The 14,828-nt window shown below is 64.2% G+C and carries 17 protein-coding genes; 13 read left to right on the top strand and 4 right to left on the bottom strand.

Going from position 1 to position 14,828, the window contains the following annotated elements:
• Nucleotides 1-12: 12 nt before the first annotated feature.
• Together ACOOE1_RS04030 and ACOOE1_RS04025 are read right to left on the bottom strand one after the other, a co-directional pair.
• The gene (locus ACOOE1_RS04030; RefSeq protein ID WP_420405054.1) at nt 13-450 is read right to left on the bottom strand and encodes a thermonuclease family protein; all 438 of its coding nucleotides are present in this window, start codon (nt 448-450) and stop codon (nt 13-15) included.
• Nucleotides 451-468: 18 nt separating this feature from the next.
• Complete coding sequence (locus ACOOE1_RS04025; RefSeq protein WP_420405053.1) at nt 469-1,374, bottom strand: HAD-IIA family hydrolase; 906 nt, start codon at nt 1,372-1,374, stop codon at nt 469-471.
• Nucleotides 1,375-1,515: 141 nt separating this feature from the next.
• On the opposite strand from ACOOE1_RS04025, the gene ACOOE1_RS04020 reads away from it, so the two are divergent.
• A complete protein-coding gene (locus ACOOE1_RS04020) occupies nt 1,516-1,692 on the top strand; it encodes a hypothetical protein (protein ID WP_420405052.1) in 177 nt (58 codons plus the stop codon).
• A 38-nt stretch (nt 1,693-1,730) separates the two neighbouring features.
• Nucleotides 1,731-3,236 carry a M81 family metallopeptidase gene (locus ACOOE1_RS04015; protein WP_420405051.1) on the top strand — a complete coding sequence of 502 codons (1,506 nt, stop codon included), beginning with the start codon at nt 1,731-1,733 and terminating at the stop codon, nt 3,234-3,236.
• A gap of 59 nt (nt 3,237-3,295) precedes the next feature.
• Here ACOOE1_RS04015 and xth read toward each other — a convergent pair whose 3' ends face one another.
• On the bottom strand, nt 3,296-4,066 hold the full coding sequence (xth, locus tag ACOOE1_RS04010) for an exodeoxyribonuclease III (protein ID WP_420405050.1): 771 nt from the start codon (nt 4,064-4,066) through the stop codon (nt 3,296-3,298).
• 102 nt (nt 4,067-4,168) lie between these two features.
• Nucleotides 4,169-4,558 carry an iron-sulfur cluster insertion protein ErpA gene (erpA, locus tag ACOOE1_RS04005; protein WP_420405049.1) on the bottom strand — a complete coding sequence of 130 codons (390 nt, stop codon included), beginning with the start codon at nt 4,556-4,558 and terminating at the stop codon, nt 4,169-4,171.
• A gap of 168 nt (nt 4,559-4,726) precedes the next feature.
• Here erpA and ACOOE1_RS04000 point away from each other — a divergent pair, with 168 nt between their 5' ends.
• From ACOOE1_RS04000 to tatC, 11 genes are all read left to right on the top strand, one after another.
• Nucleotides 4,727-5,935 (top strand): deoxyguanosinetriphosphate triphosphohydrolase, encoded by a 1,209-nt coding sequence (locus ACOOE1_RS04000; RefSeq protein ID WP_420405048.1) that lies wholly within the window; start codon nt 4,727-4,729, stop codon nt 5,933-5,935.
• Nucleotides 5,935-7,692, top strand: a complete 1,758-nt coding sequence (gene argS, locus ACOOE1_RS03995) for an arginine--tRNA ligase (RefSeq protein WP_420405047.1) — start codon at nt 5,935-5,937, stop codon at nt 7,690-7,692. Before ACOOE1_RS04000 ends, argS begins: the two co-directional genes overlap by 1 nt.
• On the top strand, nt 7,689-8,609 hold the full coding sequence (locus ACOOE1_RS03990; RefSeq protein WP_420405046.1) for an SPOR domain-containing protein: 921 nt from the start codon (nt 7,689-7,691) through the stop codon (nt 8,607-8,609). The genes argS and ACOOE1_RS03990 overlap by 4 nt, the downstream gene beginning before the upstream one ends.
• Before the next feature lie 12 nt (nt 8,610-8,621).
• Nucleotides 8,622-9,641, top strand: coding sequence for a beta-N-acetylhexosaminidase (gene nagZ / locus ACOOE1_RS03985; protein WP_420405045.1), 1,020 nt, complete (start codon nt 8,622-8,624; stop codon nt 9,639-9,641).
• Nucleotides 9,641-10,348, top strand: coding sequence for a site-2 protease family protein (locus tag ACOOE1_RS03980; RefSeq protein ID WP_420405044.1), 708 nt, complete (start codon nt 9,641-9,643; stop codon nt 10,346-10,348). The genes nagZ and ACOOE1_RS03980 overlap by 1 nt, the downstream gene beginning before the upstream one ends.
• 8 nt (nt 10,349-10,356) lie before the next feature.
• Nucleotides 10,357-11,157, top strand: coding sequence for a segregation and condensation protein A (locus ACOOE1_RS03975; protein WP_420405043.1), 801 nt, complete (start codon nt 10,357-10,359; stop codon nt 11,155-11,157).
• Nucleotides 11,154-11,807 (top strand): SMC-Scp complex subunit ScpB, encoded by a 654-nt coding sequence (scpB, locus tag ACOOE1_RS03970; protein ID WP_420405042.1) that lies wholly within the window; start codon nt 11,154-11,156, stop codon nt 11,805-11,807. Before ACOOE1_RS03975 ends, scpB begins: the two co-directional genes overlap by 4 nt.
• 142 nt (nt 11,808-11,949) lie before the next feature.
• Nucleotides 11,950-13,032 carry an ABC transporter ATP-binding protein gene (locus ACOOE1_RS03965; RefSeq protein WP_420405041.1) on the top strand — a complete coding sequence of 361 codons (1,083 nt, stop codon included), beginning with the start codon at nt 11,950-11,952 and terminating at the stop codon, nt 13,030-13,032.
• A 106-nt stretch (nt 13,033-13,138) separates the two neighbouring features.
• Entirely contained in the window at nt 13,139-13,378 is a 240-nt protein-coding gene (locus ACOOE1_RS03960; protein WP_420405040.1) for a twin-arginine translocase TatA/TatE family subunit, read from the top strand.
• Between the two features lie 96 nt (nt 13,379-13,474).
• Entirely contained in the window at nt 13,475-13,924 is a 450-nt protein-coding gene (gene tatB, locus ACOOE1_RS03955) for a Sec-independent protein translocase protein TatB (RefSeq protein ID WP_420405039.1), read from the top strand.
• A 3-nt stretch (nt 13,925-13,927) separates the two neighbouring features.
• Nucleotides 13,928-14,749: a twin-arginine translocase subunit TatC gene (gene tatC / locus ACOOE1_RS03950; protein WP_420405038.1), complete on the top strand. Its 822-nt coding sequence runs from the start codon at nt 13,928-13,930 to the stop codon at nt 14,747-14,749.
• Nucleotides 14,750-14,828: the final 79 nt, after the last annotated feature.

Below are 14,828 nucleotides of genomic sequence, written 5' to 3'. Positions count from 1 at the left end.
TCCCTCAGAGGGTTATTCGGACGCATATTTCCAGAGCCCGCGCTTCGCAGCGCGGGCTTTTTCTTCGGCCGGCCGGTAGGCGTCACCGGCCTCGTCCGCAACGGCCCATCCGGCGCGGACCATCTCGTTGGAAAGATCCCTGTTGCCGACGATGCAGCGGGCATTGAAGCTTTCGACCGCCTCGCATCGGGTCTTCTTGCCGTCCGCCAGATCCACCAGGTAGGTCCGTGCGGCGGCCCCGCAGAGCCAGGGCAGGGAACCGCGCAGGCATTTCTGCCGCGGCCCCGGCGCAACGATTCCGAACAGGCGGATCACGCTCTTGTCGATCTGCAGGGTGCCCGCGTCGATCACGCGCGCGGTCCCTTCGATGACAAGTGGCTTCTTGCCGGCGGCCTCTGCCGGCGCAAGGAGCAGCAGCGAGATCACTGCTAGGAGTGCGATGGCACGCATGGCGGCCCTCCGCGGCTCTCAGATCGAAGATGCGATGAAATCAGGCCAGATTCCGCTTGTTTCCGCAAGGGCGAGAGAGTCCTGGCCGCGCGTGAAACCGGTTTCGACCAGCAGGGTCTTCATCCCGAGGTGGCGTCCTCCGAGCACATCCGTATGCAGGGTGTCCCCGACGCAGAGCACGCGTTCAGGAGGGACATGCGTGAGATCGCGGAGCGCGCGCCGGTAGATCTCCGGGAAGGGTTTCCCGAGGAACAAGGGCTCGATGCCGGTTTCGTCCGCAAGCCAGTGGGCCAGGTAACCCGGCTCCAGGCTCATCGCGTCCGAATAGGGCGCCGTAAGGTCGGGATTGCAGACGATGACCGGCCTGGGATTGCGCTGGAAGCTCTCCAGCACGGGCTGGAAATCCTTGCGCCCGAACGAGCCGCAATCGAGCAGCAGCAGGCCCGCCGCCCGGTCGATATCGAAGCGCGTGATGGCCCAGTTCTGTACCTCGAGAGATCCAGCCGGGACGGGCAGGGGATCGAGACCTATCGCAGCCCAGAGACCGCTCGCTGCGTCGCGTGCGGCCTCGCCGAGAAGGCTGAGACCGGCAAAGATCTCCTCCTCGGCGAAGTGATAGCCCCGCCGGCGATGGCTCTGCAGCATGGCCGGTAGCTCTTTAGACCCGTCGTTGGAGATCACGCGGATCGCGGCGCCCGCTGCGCGGATTGCGGCATAGGCAGGCGGGCCGGCCGGGATCACCGGCGGGCCGAGGCTGAGAACGCCGAAATTATCCAGTATCACCGCATCGAACTCGCCGAGGATTTCCGCAATCCCGGAGATCCGCTGCGGTGTAACAGGGGGAGGTGCGGGGGGCAGCCTGTGCGCCCATCTCAGATATCCGGCCCAGGCTTCCTCGAAGCTCAGCCGTTCCATATCGGTCATCCGGACAAGGTCTCCAATCGATCGGGGTTCGGAACCGGTCCGGTTCCGATGAAATGGCGGTGCATCAATTGCCATGTAACGACCGGCGCGGCTAGAGTGATCCGACCTGTCCCGGGCAGACAACAGAGGCTGCCAAAGCACATGACCGAAGACCGAAGCGAGAACGGGAACAATGGGCGCCGTCGGTGGCGTCTGGCCGAGTTTCTCGGGCTTGTCTTCTTCCTCCTCGTCGCGGCCGCGGTGCTGCCCATGGTCCGCGACAGCTACATCCTGCAAGACGTCTGGGTCGCGATCTGCGGCGCCATCGGACTTAACTGACTGACCATACGCGTTTCTATCCATTCCGGAGTTGCCCCATGGCGCGGATCATCATCGGCGGTTTCCAGCACGAGACGAATACCTTTGCGCCGAGCAAGGCGAGGCTCGAAGCCTTTACGAGCCCGGGAAGCTGGCCCGCGCTGGTCACGGGGGCGCCGCTCTTCGAGGCGGTGAAGGGGATCAATATCTCGGTTGCCGGATTCATCGGCGAAGCGCGACGCCTGGGACATGAACTGGTGCCGACGAGCTGGGCCGCAGCCTCGCCGTCCGCCCATGTGACCGATGAGGCGTTCGAACATATTGCGGGCCTGATCGTAGAGGGCGTGAAGGCGGCGCTTCCGGCCGACGCGCTCTATCTCTGCCTGCATGGTGCGATGGTGACCGAAAGCTACGAGGACGGTGAGGGCGAGCTCATGCGTAGGATCCGCGAGGTCACGGGACCGGACCTTCCGGTCATGGCCAGCCTCGACCTGCATGCGAATGTAACGCCGGAGATGGTGGCGCGGGCCGACGGGCTCGATGCCTACCGGACCTATCCCCATATCGACATGGCGGACACCGGCGCCAGGGTCGCGCGCACGCTGGATAGATTGCTGAAGGACGGGGGCCGCAGGCCGGCCCGGGCGTTTGAGCAGATCCCGTTCCTGATGCCGCTGGTGCGGCAATGTACCATGGCCGATCCGGCCGGCCGGCTCTACGGCATGATCCCCGTGATCGAGGCGGAGTACGGCGTCTCGCTCTCCTTCGCGACGGGATTTCCGGCTGCCGATATCTTCCATTGCGGCGCCTCCGTCTTTGCCTATGGCGAAGATGAGGCGTCCGTGAAATGTGCCGTGAAACAATTGGTTGATGAGATAATTGCGGTTGAGGCCGAGTTCGCCGCCGACCTGCCGGACCCGGACGCAGCGGTGCGCGAAGCGATGCGGATCGCGGCCTCGGCCGATCGTCCCGTGGTGATCGCGGACGTGCAGGACAATTCCGGTGGGGGCGGCGACAGCGACACGACGGGCCTGCTCCGTGCGCTGCTCGAAAATGGTGCCGAAGGGGCTGCGCTCGGTCTCCTGGTCGATCCGGCAGCCGCCGAGGCGGCCCATGCGGCCGGAGTTGGCGCCGACATCACGGTCGGCCTCGGCGGCAAGTCCCGGGTGCGTGGCGATGCACCGCTTGAAGGCACTTTCCGCGTGGAGGCGCTTTCCGACGGGCGGTTCACGGCGACCGGGCCGTTCTATTCCGGCTCCCATATGCGGCTTGGCCCGTCAGCCCGACTGTCCATCGGCGGGGTGCAGGTCGTCGTCGGTTCGCGCAAGGTGCAGATGGCGGACCGCATGATGTACCGCTTCGTCGGTATCGCGCCTGAAAAGATGAAGATCCTCTGCAACAAGAGCTCGGTGCACTACCGCGCCGATTTTGCGCCGATTGCCGCGGAAATCATAGAGTGTGCGGCACCGGGGCCAGTGCTGGCGGATCCGGGGGCACTACCGTGGAAGCGTCTGCGGCCGGGGTTGCGCACGAGGCCGCTCGGGAACCCGTTCGGGGGCAACTGACCGGACGTCGTTCCGTCAACGCGGGGATGACGGATCAAGAACGGGATGAAGAGCGCGTATCAGGCCGCGAGTTCGATCCAGGCCGGGGTGTGGTCCGAGGCCTTGGGTTTGCCGCGCGGGGCGGTGTCGATGCCGGAGGCGCCGAGCCGGTCCGCCGCCTGGGGCGAGAGCAGCAGATGATCGATCCTGACGCCGTGATCGTTCTGCCATGCGCCGCCCTGGTAGTCCCAGAAACTGTAGCGGTGCGGCGCCGTGTTGTGGATCCGGTAGGCGTCGACATAGCCGAGATGCAGGATTTCCCGGAAGGCGGCGCGGGACTCCGGCTGGCATAGTGCGTCCCCCGCCCACGCTGCGGGGTCGTGTACGTCCACATCCGCGGGAATGACGTTGTAGTCGCCGGCCAGCACGACAGGCATCTCAGAGGCCAGCAACTCGGCCGCGCGCGCCTTCAGGCGCTTCATCCAACCGAGCTTGTAGGGAAATTTCTCGGTATCGACCGGATTGCCGTTCGGAAGGTAAATGGTGGCGAAACGAATGCCCTCGATCGTACCCTCGGCATAGCGCGCCTGCGCGTCCCCGTCATCGCCGGGCAGACCAACCAGCGGGTCTGCGATCTCGTGTCTGGAGAGGATTGCGACTCCGTTGTAGCTCTTCTGCCCGTGCGCCAGCACATTGTAGCCGCGCTCCTCGATCTCGAGGCGGGGGAAATTCTCGTCGACCGTCTTGGTTTCCTGCAACAGCGCGACGTCCGGCTGGAAGCTGTCGAGCCACTCCAGGACGTTCGGAAGACGCGCCTTGATCGAATTGACGTTCCAGGTGGCCACTTTCATGGGAGAGAATCCCTCCAGGCTAAAGATGAACGCGAGGACGCTCATTGTGCCCGGCGCGCAGCGACCGGCCAAGCAGCTTGCCGGAATGTCCCGGAAGCCGGATCAAATGGAGAAGGAAGTGCCGCAGCCGCACGAGGAGGAGGCGTTCGGATTCGTAACCTGGAAATAGGCACCGAGCAGTTCGCTGACATAATCCAACTCGCCGCCGTTGAGGAGATCGAGCGACGTGTCGTCCACCACAACCCTGACATCGTGACTGACGAAGACATGATCGTCTTCCCCGATCTCGTCGTCGAAGCCGAAATCGTACTGAAAGCCCGAGCAGCCGCCCCCTTCGACGGAAACCCGCATGAATTTCGCGTTGCTGTCTTCTTCCTGCGCCAGAAGCGTGGCGATCCGCTTTGCCGCGCTCTCGGTCAGGCCGAAGGTCCGTCCGTCGGTTGACGATACCGGGGCTCCGTTCTCGACAGGGGTGTTCTCGGCGAGGCTCATGGCCGCTCCAGCAGGGTTCGGGTCGCTCAAGGTACGATTACGCATTGTCCTGCAGTGAAGGTAATGTTTCTGCCCCGGAATTCAATCCATTTCCCGGTCGCTGCCATTGCGCCCGGCCCCTGCCGAGAGTAGGTTCCGCGCAGTTCGAATCGCACCCGGCCCGCAGCCATGCCCGAGTCCCAGAACTGGACGCTGAAACAGCAGTTCGCTCCCTACGCCGTGGATTTCCGGAACAGCCGCGGCCGGCAGTTTCCGGAGCCGGAGGCGCGCGAGCGCACGCCATTCCAGCGCGACCGCGACCGGATCCTGCATTCCGGCGCCTTCCGGCGACTCGAATACAAGACCCAGGTCTTCGTCTATCACGAGGGCGATTATTACCGCACGCGCCTGACGCACAGCCTCGAGGTGGCGCAGATCGCCCGCTCGATCAGCCGCTCGCTCGGCCTGAACGAGGACCTGGCGGAGGCGCTGGCACTGGCCCACGATCTCGGCCACACGCCGTTCGGCCATGCGGGCGAGGACGCGCTGGACGCCGTCATGCAGCCTTACGGCGGTTTCGACCATAATGTGCAGACCGTACGGGTCCTGACCCTCCTGGAGCAGCGCTACGCCTCGTTCGACGGGCTCAATCCGACCTGGGAGACCCTCGAGGGCATCATCAAGCACAACGGTCCGCTCGTCGGTGCTTCAGGCGCGGGCGACGTCCCCCCGATCATCGCCGAGCTGGATGGCAAACTGCATTTGCAGTTGGGCGGTTATGCCAGCGCCGAAGCGCAGGTAGCGGCCATTTCCGACGATATCGCCTATCACACGCACGATATCGACGATGCGCTCCACGCCAATCTGTTCGGGATCGAAACGTTGCTGCAGGCGCCGCTTGCCGGGGAGATCGTCGCCAAGGTGCGGGACACCTACGGGGATCTCTCGAACTCGAAGCTGGTACAGGAAATCGTCCGCCGACTGATCGGAATCATGATCGAGGATCTGCTGACCGAGAGCCGCAAGAGGCTCGCGGTGCACAAGCCGCGCGCAGCGGACGATATCCGCCAGGCACCGGTGCCGATCATTTCCTTCTCGCCGGAGATGGAGGAGCGGAACAAGGCATTGAAAAGCTTTCTGTTCCAGAACATGTACCGGCATTACAAGGTGAACCGCATGGCGAGCAAGGCGCGCCGGGTTGTCACCGACATGTTCGAGCTTCTGATGAAGGAGCCGAACTGCCTCCCGGCGCAATGGCAGCGCACCGGCAACGATCAGCCCGGCGAAATCGAAGAAAGCAAGCAGGCGCGCCTGGTTGCCGACTATATTGCGGGCATGACCGATCGCTACGCGATGATCGAGCACGCCCGCCTCTTTGACCTGAATGCGAAGACCTGATGAACGTTTTCAATCACTTTCAAGCCAAACTTAACGCAGAACTCGACTCTCTGGCGGCGAGCGAAGCACTACCGGCGAATCTCGATGCGAGCCGGGCCGTGGTCGAACCGCCGCGCGACGCCTCGCATGGCGACATCGCGACCAACGCGGCAATGGTGCTGGCGAAGCCGGCAGGCATGAAGCCGCGCGACATCGCAGAGCTGCTGGCCGAGCGGATGCGCGGATGGGACGAGGTCACGGAGGTGGAAATCGCCGGTCCCGGTTTCATCAATCTCCGGATCGCGGACTCGTTCTGGCGCGGAGCGGTCGCCGACCTGTTGAAGGAGGGGATTGCTTACGGCGCGTCCGACATCGGCAGGGGCAAGAAGGTCATGGTGGAATATGTCTCCGCCAACCCGACCGGCCCGTTGCATGCGGCCCATGCCCGCGGGGCGATCGTCGGCGACGCGCTGGCCTCACTCCTGGCCAAGGCGGGATTCGAGGTGTTGCGCGAATATTATATCAACGATGCCGGCGCCCAGGTCGATACCGTCGGACGGTCCACCTATCTGCGCTATCGCGAGGCGCTTGGTGAGGAGATCGGGGCAATTCCCGAAGGGCTTTATCCGGGTGAGTACCTGAAGGAAGTCGCCGAGGCGCTGGTGAAGCGCGACGGCGACAAGTGGCTCGCCAAGGAGGAAGCCGAGTGGTTGCCGGAAATCCGAGCCTTCGCGATCTCCGAGATCATGGAATGGATCAAGGAGGATCTCGGCCTCCTCGGTGTCGACATGGCCGTCTACAGCTCCGAAAAGGCGCTGGTGGAAGCCGGCGCGGTCGATGCCGTGATGGAAACGCTTGAAGGCCGCGATCTGCTCTATACCGGCGTGCTCGAGCCGCCGAAAGGCAAGAAGCCGGACGATTGGGAGCCGCGCCCGCAGCGGCTCTTTAAGGCAACTGAGTTCGGTGACGATGTCGACCGGCCAATCCAGAAATCGGACGGCACCTGGACCTACTTCGCCAACGATATCGCCTATCACCTCGACAAATACCGCCGCGGCTACGCCGAAATGATCGACGTCTGGGGCGCTGATCACGGCGGCTATGTGAAGCGCATGAAGGCTGCGGTGAAGGCCGTGACGGGCGGCGAGGGCCAGCTCGACGTGAAGCTTTGCCAACTCGTTCATCTGATGGATGGCGGCAAACCGGTGAAGATGTCGAAGCGCGCGGGCACCTTCGTGACCATGCGCGACGTGATCGATTCGGTCGGCAAGGACGTGCTCCGCTTCATCATGCTGACCCGGCGCAACGACCAAACGCTCGAGTTCGACTTCAGGAAAGTCACCGAGCAAAGCCGCGAGAACCCGGTTTTCTATGTCCAGTATGCCCATGCGCGCTGCCATTCCGTGCTCCGGCACGCCGAGGAGGCACTGGAGGGTGCGGATCTCTCGGGAACCGCGCTCGCATCGGTAGTGCTCGACCGCTTGACCGATCCCACGGAGCTTGGTCTCATGAAACTGTTGCTCGCATGGCCCCGCACGGTCGAGAGCGCTGCCGAAGCGCATGAGCCGCACCGGCTTGCGTTCTATCTCGGCGACGTCGCCGCCGCATTTCACGGCTTGTGGAACAAGGGCAAGGAAGACACGACCCTGCGCTTCCTGGTCGATGGGGACAGCGAGCTGACCATGGCCCGGCTGGCATTAGTGCGGGCCACCCAGACCGTGATCGCCTCCGGTCTTGATGTGATCGGAGTCGAGCCCGTGGAGGAACTGCGCGCATGAGCTTGCATTCGGGGGCCCCGGACCGACCGCGGATCATCGACGAGGACGAGCGCCCTGGTCCGCCGCCGCTCATGTCGGAAGAGCGCGGCAAGGGCAGGGGACTGACCGTTCTGGCCGCTGTCCTGGCGGTCACCGCCTTCGCGGGGGTCGTCTGGTACGCCTACGACCAGGGCCGCCGGATCGGCAGCGAGACTGCCGCTCCCCTGATCAAGGCCGACGACAGTCCTTCCAAGGTGCGTCCGGACTCGCCGGGCGGCATGCAGGTGCCGCACCAGGACAAGCTCGTGCTTGACGATCTGGGGTCCGGCCGTGGCGCGCAGAACGGCGAAAGCCGGGTCGAACGGCTGTTGCCGCCGCCCGAGGCGCCGGTTCCGGCTCCCGAACCGCTGCCCGGCGCCCCTGCGGCCGAAGATTCACCGTCAGACAGCGCAACGGTCGCTGTCGCCCCTGCAGAGACCGCCCCGGCGGCGCCGAAAGGCCCGGAAACCATTCCGCCTGCGAAAGCGCCGGATGCGGCGGCCCAGAAGGCCCTGGTGCCTCCGCCGCCACCGACACCCGCTCCTGCGCCGGCAGCGGAAGCTCCGACAGCCGCCGTACCTGCTCCGAAGACGCCGGCACCGGAACCGGCAACTCCGGCTCCGGCTCCGGCACCTGTGCCGAAGGCCCCTGCGGCAGGGGACTACAACATTCAGGTTGCGGCGCTCAGAACCGAGGCGGCGGCGGAGAAAGAGTGGGCGCGGGTCCAATCGGCCAACACTTCCCTCCTCGGAGCCTTGAAGCCGACCTACCAGCGCATCAGCACGTCGAACGGGGTTTTCTTTCGAGTGCAGGGAGGCCCCTTGACCGAAGACGCGGCGAAAGCTGCCTGCGACGCGCTCAAGGCAAAGGGCCAGGCCTGCCTCGTCGTCAAACGCTAGATCGGATTCGCCATGCGCGCCCTGATTCTCGGTTGTGCCGGGCTGGAACTGACCCGGGACGAGCGCCAATTCTTCGTTGAGACCGAACCGTTCGGCTTCATTCTCTTCCAGCGCAACTGCGAGAGCCCCGAACAGATCCGTATGTTGACGGAGGATCTGAGGGATTGCGTCGGGCATCAAGCTCCGGTGCTGATAGACCAGGAAGGCGGCCGGGTGCAGCGGCTGAAGCCGCCGCAATGGCGCGAAGCGCCGGTGGCGGCTCTGTTCGGAGAACTGTACCGCGAGGATCCGGTGCGTGCCGAGCAGGCGGCACGGGTCAATGCCCGGCTGATCGCGGCTGAGCTGACGGCCTGCGGGGTCGACGTGGATTGCCTGCCGTTGCTCGACGTGCGCCAGGACGGCGCGCATGACGTGATCGGCGACCGCGCCTTCGCTGGCGATGCCGAAACCGTGGCGCGGCTCGGACGGGCACAGGCGGAGGGCCTGGCCGCAGGCGGCGTTGCGCCGGTGATGAAGCATATTCCCGGGCACGGACGCGCCGGCGTCGACAGTCACCTCGCGCTGCCGCGGGTCGAGGCGTCCCTTGAGGTGCTGAGGCAAGTGGATTTCGCACCCTTCAAGGCCCTCGCGAGCCTGCCGATGGCGATGACGGCGCATGTGGTTTACGAGGCCCTGGACCGGGAGAGTGCCGCGACGGTGTCCGCCAGAGTCATTCAGGATTGCATCCGCGGCGAGATCGGATTCGACGGCCTGCTGATGACGGACGACATCTCGATGAAGGCGCTGGCGGAGCCGCTCGCCGTTTCCTCCGGGCGCGCGCTCGACGCGGGATGCGATATCGTTCTCCACTGCAACGGGAAGATGGCGGAAATGCGGGAGATCGCCGGCGCCGTTCCGGAACTCATGGACGAACCGCTCCGCCGTGCGGAAACGGTCCTCTCCTTCCTGGAGCGCATTCGCCGGGAGGCACAACCGGCATCGGCTGACGAACTGCTGGCCTCGCTTGCAGAGCTTTGCGGCACGTCCGCCTGATGGACGGTTTCATCTCCGATATCGCCTTCACGGCCTCGATCTGGGCGCTGCCGGTGCTGATCGCCATAACCATGCACGAGGCGGCACACGGCTTCGTCGCCAATCTGTGCGGCGATCCGACGGCACGGCTGATGGGGCGCGTTACGCTCAATCCCTTCGCGCATATCGACAAGTTCGGCACCATCGTGCTGCCGATCCTCTGCATCGTCTCTGGCTGGGCGCTTGCCGGAACGCCGTTCGTCTTCGGGTATGCCAAACCGGTTCCCGTCGCCATGTCGCGACTCAACAACCCGCGCCGCGACATGATGCTGGTCGCCGCCGCGGGCCCCGGGGTCAACGTCCTGCTTGCAGTCGCCGCCTCTGCGCTGCTCCACACCGCGTCCTGGTTCCCGCAATGGTTCGGCGCCTGGTGGGAGGCAACCCTGGTCAACGGCGTGCTGCTGAACCTGGTCCTGGCGGTCTTCAACATGATCCCGCTTCCGCCGCTCGACGGCGGCCGAATCGTGACCGGTCTGCTGCCCTACGAGCTTGCCCGCCGTTATGTCCGTCTGGAACGCTACGGCATCTTCATCGTCGTCGGTTTGCTGTTCCTCCTGCCCTTCATCGGCCGAGAGGTCGGCATCGAACTGAATTACCTCATGCGACTGATCATGGTCGGCGTGCATTATCTGCTACAATTCGTGCTGATGCTGACAGGGCAGATCTGAGAGAGCGTATGAACGACACGGGCGCATTCGAGAGTCCGGAGCCTGATCACCGCAGCCGGCGCGAGCCGGTGCAGCTTTCGCTGTTTCTCAATATCGACGGCTTCGAGGGGCCGATCGACGTCCTGCTGCAGCTTGCACGGGAACAGAAGGTCGACCTCGTTCATGTCTCGGTTCTGCAACTCGCCGAACAGTATCTCGCATTTGTCAATCAGGCGCAGAAACTCAATCTGGAGCTTGCGGCCGATTATCTCGTCATGGCTGCGTGGCTGGCCTATCTGAAGTCACGTCTGCTGCTGCCGCCCGCCGAGAAGGAAGAGGAGGAGCAAACGCCGGAAGAGATGGCCGAAGCGTTGAGGTTCCAGCTCATGCGCCTCGAGGCGATGCAGCAGGCCGGCGAAGCACTGATGGCCCGACCGCAGTTCGGGAGCGACTTCTTCCCCCGCGGGGAGGGGGACCGCATTTCGGTCAGGCGTCGGCCGGTCTATGACGTCACGCTGTACGAACTGCTGCGCGCCTACGCCGATCACCGGGTCCGGCATGATCGCCTGGCGCTGAAGATCGAGGCGACGCATCTCTATTCCGTAGAGGATGCCGTGAAGCGGCTGAGCCGGGTGCTCGGCGCCGTGCCGGAGTGGCAGACGCTGTTTTCCTTCCTGCCGGAAGGTTTCAGGAAGGGGATTCGGATGCGTTCCGCGATTGCCTCGACTTTCGTCGCATCGTTGCAACTGGTGAAGGACGGAAAGGCGGAACTCAATCAGGCCGGAACCTTCGAGCCGATCTACTTCCGCTCCCGGGAGGGCGACGCGTGAGTTCCGATCAGACCGAGACCAGGGGGCCGAGCCGGTCCGAGCGAATCGTCGAAGCGCTGCTGTTCGCAAGCAAGGAGCCGCTGTCGATCGCCGATATTTCCGAACGCCTGCCGGAAGGGGTCGCGGCCGAACCGATCATAGAGACCCTGCGCAAGCGCTACGCCGACCGCGGCATCCATCTGGTTGCGATCAAGGACCGATGGGCCTTTCGTACCGCGCCGGATATCGGCGAGGCTCTCCGGATCGAGGTCGCCGTGCGCCGCAAGCTATCGCGCGCGGCGCTGGAGACACTCTCGATCATCGCCTACCACGAGCCCGTCACGCGGGCCGACATCGAGGAGATTCGGGGCGTTGCCGTCAGCAAGGGGACGCTTGACGCGCTGCTGGAGGCCGGCTGGATCCAGCCACGCGGGCGCCGGCAGGTCCCCGGTCGCCCGCTGACGTGGGGCACCACCGAAGCGTTTCTCGACCATTTCGGCCTGAGCTCGCTCGCGGACCTGCCGGGCCTCGACGAGCTGAAGGCTGCCGGCATGCTGGACAAGCGACCCGGTCTTACCTCGATCGCCATGGGCGACGACGGCGATGTGGATGACGATGACGAGGAAGACGACGGCCAGTTCGAGTTGCTCGATGCGGAAGACGGCGCTTGAAGCCGCCAGAGTGTCGCACCCGGTTCGTCTTGAGCCTGCCGTTTGCATCTGATACCTCCGGACCAGCCATGATCACCGAACCGATATACAGCCTCCCGGAGACCGTGCCGTCGGTCCCCGGCATCACGGGCGCAGCCAAGGAATGACCGCCGTTCTGCGCCTCGAGGGGATCACACACCGTTTTGACCGGGTCCCCGTCGTCGACGATCTTACGCTGGAGATCGGGGCCGGAGAGGTGGTCTGCCTGCTCGGGCCGTCGGGTTGCGGGAAGACTACGGCGCTGCGGCTCGCGGCCGGACTCGAGCAGCTGCAAACCGGCAGGGTGCTGATGGGCGAGCGCGAAGTGGCGGTGCCGGGCAGCCAGATTCCGCCGGAACGGCGGGGTATTGGCCTGGTTTTCCAGGATTACGCACTGTTTCCGCATCTCAGTGTCGCCGACAATGTCTCATTCGGGCTGTCCGAGCTTCCTAAAGCCCGGCGCCGCGAGAAGGCGCTGACCGAACTGCGCCGGGTCGGGATGGAGGGCGCCGCCGAAAAATTCCCCCATGAACTCTCCGGCGGTCAGCAGCAGCGTGTCGCGCTCGCCCGGGCTCTGGCCCCCAATCCGCGCATCATCCTCCTGGATGAGCCCTATTCGGGCCTCGATACGGCTCTCAGAAGCCAGGTGCGGGACGATGTCCTGCATCTATTGAAGGAAAGTGGCGCGGCGACGCTGATGGTAACCCACGATGCCGAGGAAGCCATGTTCATGGCGGACCGGATCGCGGTCATGCGCGATGGACGGATCGTGCAGGAGGGCTCGCCCCATACGCTGTACTGCTATCCCAATTCCGCGTTCGTCGCAGGGTTCTTCGGCGAGGTGAACGCCTTCTCCGGCCGGGTTGAGGATGGTCAGGTGCTGACACCGATCGGACCTGTTCGCGCCGAGGGGCTGCAGGACGGGGACGAGGTCACCGTGGTGGCGCGCCCGGAAGGCCTCAGGGTCACCACTCTGCAGGCCGGAGAAAGCGACTATACGGCACGGGTGATGCAGGCCCGGTTGCTGGGCCGCAGCAGCCTCATTCACCTGCATGTCCATTCCGGCGAGAACGGGAGCGGAATCGAGTGGCACTTCCATTCCCGCATGCCCGGGATATTTCTTCCTGAAACCGGAACACGCCTGCGGATCGAACTCGATCAGGGGCAGATCTTCGTGTTTCCGGCCAGGCAAGGCCGCGTTTCGTGAGATTACCGCAGCGCGGGACGTTGCAGTGGGCGGTTGAACATGCCTATATACCGCAAAAGTCCCATAGCGGGACGGAACGAATTTATGCGAATGGGAGCGTAACCTTATGGGTGCGATGAGTATCTGGCACTGGCTGATCGTGATCGCTGTCGCCCTTCTGCTGTTTGGCGGCGGTGGCAAGATCTCCTCGATCATGGGCGATTTCGGCAAAGGCCTGCGCAATTTCAAAAAGAGCATGAAGGAAGAGGGCGACGAGCAGGGTACCGATGCGGACCCGGCCAAGAGCCTGAAGTCCGAGGAGTCCGCCGGGACCGAATCCAAGGCCGATCAAGCTCAGAAAAGCTGAGCGAAAAAACCTTTCTTCGGCCTTCCGGCGCCCGCCGCCGGAAACGGATGTGCCCGCGAGCGGGCCGTCCGGTCGCGTGACTGATGGTATGCGCTGATGTTTGATCTCGGCTGGCAGGAATTCATGCTGATCGCGTTCGTCGCGGTGGTCGTCGTGGGACCGCGCGACCTGCCGCGCGTGGTGCGCTCGGTCAGCACCTACATCCGCAAGGCGCGGAGCGTGGCCCGCGATTTCCAGAATTCTCTCGAAGAGGTCGCCCGCGAGGCCGAGCTGGACGAGTTGCGCAAGGAAGCGAAGAGCATCTCCAGCGGAGACCTTGAAAAGAAGGTCAACGATTGGGTCGATCCCTCGGGCGAGACCAAGAAGGAGATGGAGCGGATCGCCAGCGAGGCCAAGGATGTCGCGTCCTCGCGCCCGGTCGAGACGGCGGCGGCAACGGAAGCCGCGAGCAAGCCGGAGACCGCCGATGAAACGCCTTCCACGGAACAGGCGCCGAAGACCCCAGATGCGAAGGGCGCCGAGAAAAGCGCTGTGGCCGGACACTAATCCATGAGCGACGAAATCGAAGAAAAGCGGATGCCGCTGCTGGATCATCTGGTCGAGCTCCGGACCCGCCTCATTTATTCCTTTGCCGCTTTCCTGATTGCTTTTTTTGCCTGCTACGCGCTCTCCGAGCAGATCTTCTCTTTCCTCGTCGCGCCGCTCGCGGATCTGACGGAAGGCGAGGCCGGGCGCCGGATGATCTATACGGCGCTGCATGAGGCCTTCTTCACCTATCTGAAGGTCGCCTTCTTCGCCGCGGCCTGTGTTGCCTTCCCGGTGATCTCGATCCAGATCTGGCAATTCATCGCACCTGGCCTCTACAAAGAGGAGAAGACAGCCTTCCTGCCGTTCCTGATCGCAACGCCGGTTCTCTTCACGATCGGTGCGGCGATGGTCTATTACCTGGTCATTCCGCTTGCCTGGCAGTTTTTCCTCGGCTTCGAGCATCCGGGCTCGGACGGTTCCCTGCCGCTGGTCCTCGAGCCGAAAGTCGACCAGTACCTCTCGCTGGTGATGCGGCTGATCTTCGCATTCGGGGTCTGTTTCGAGCTGCCGGTGCTGATGATCCTGCTGGCAAAGGTCGGCATCGTCACATCGGCCGGGCTTGCCAAGAAGCGCAAATACGCGATCCTCATTGCTTTCGTCGTCGCAGCGATCCTGACGCCGCCGGATGTCATCTCGCAGGTGCTGCTCGCGATTCCGGTCGCGATTCTCTACGAGATCTCGATCATCGGCGCCCGCATTGTCGAGAAGAAGCGCGGCTACGATGCCGACGAGTTCGAGGATGACGACGACGAGCCCGAGAGTTCGTCTAGCACCGCCACCTGACGCCGCGGCGCGCCGGTAATCGCCCGGCGCCCGCCGCTGGACCCGCCGGGTGGCACTGCCTATAAGAGTTCACCGGATT

Source organism: Nisaea sp., from assembly GCF_965216895.1.
Lineage (GTDB): Bacteria > Pseudomonadota > Alphaproteobacteria > Thalassobaculales > Thalassobaculaceae > Nisaea.
The sequence above is the reverse complement of the archived record's forward strand: the minus strand, read 5'-3'. Positions and strand labels throughout refer to the sequence as shown.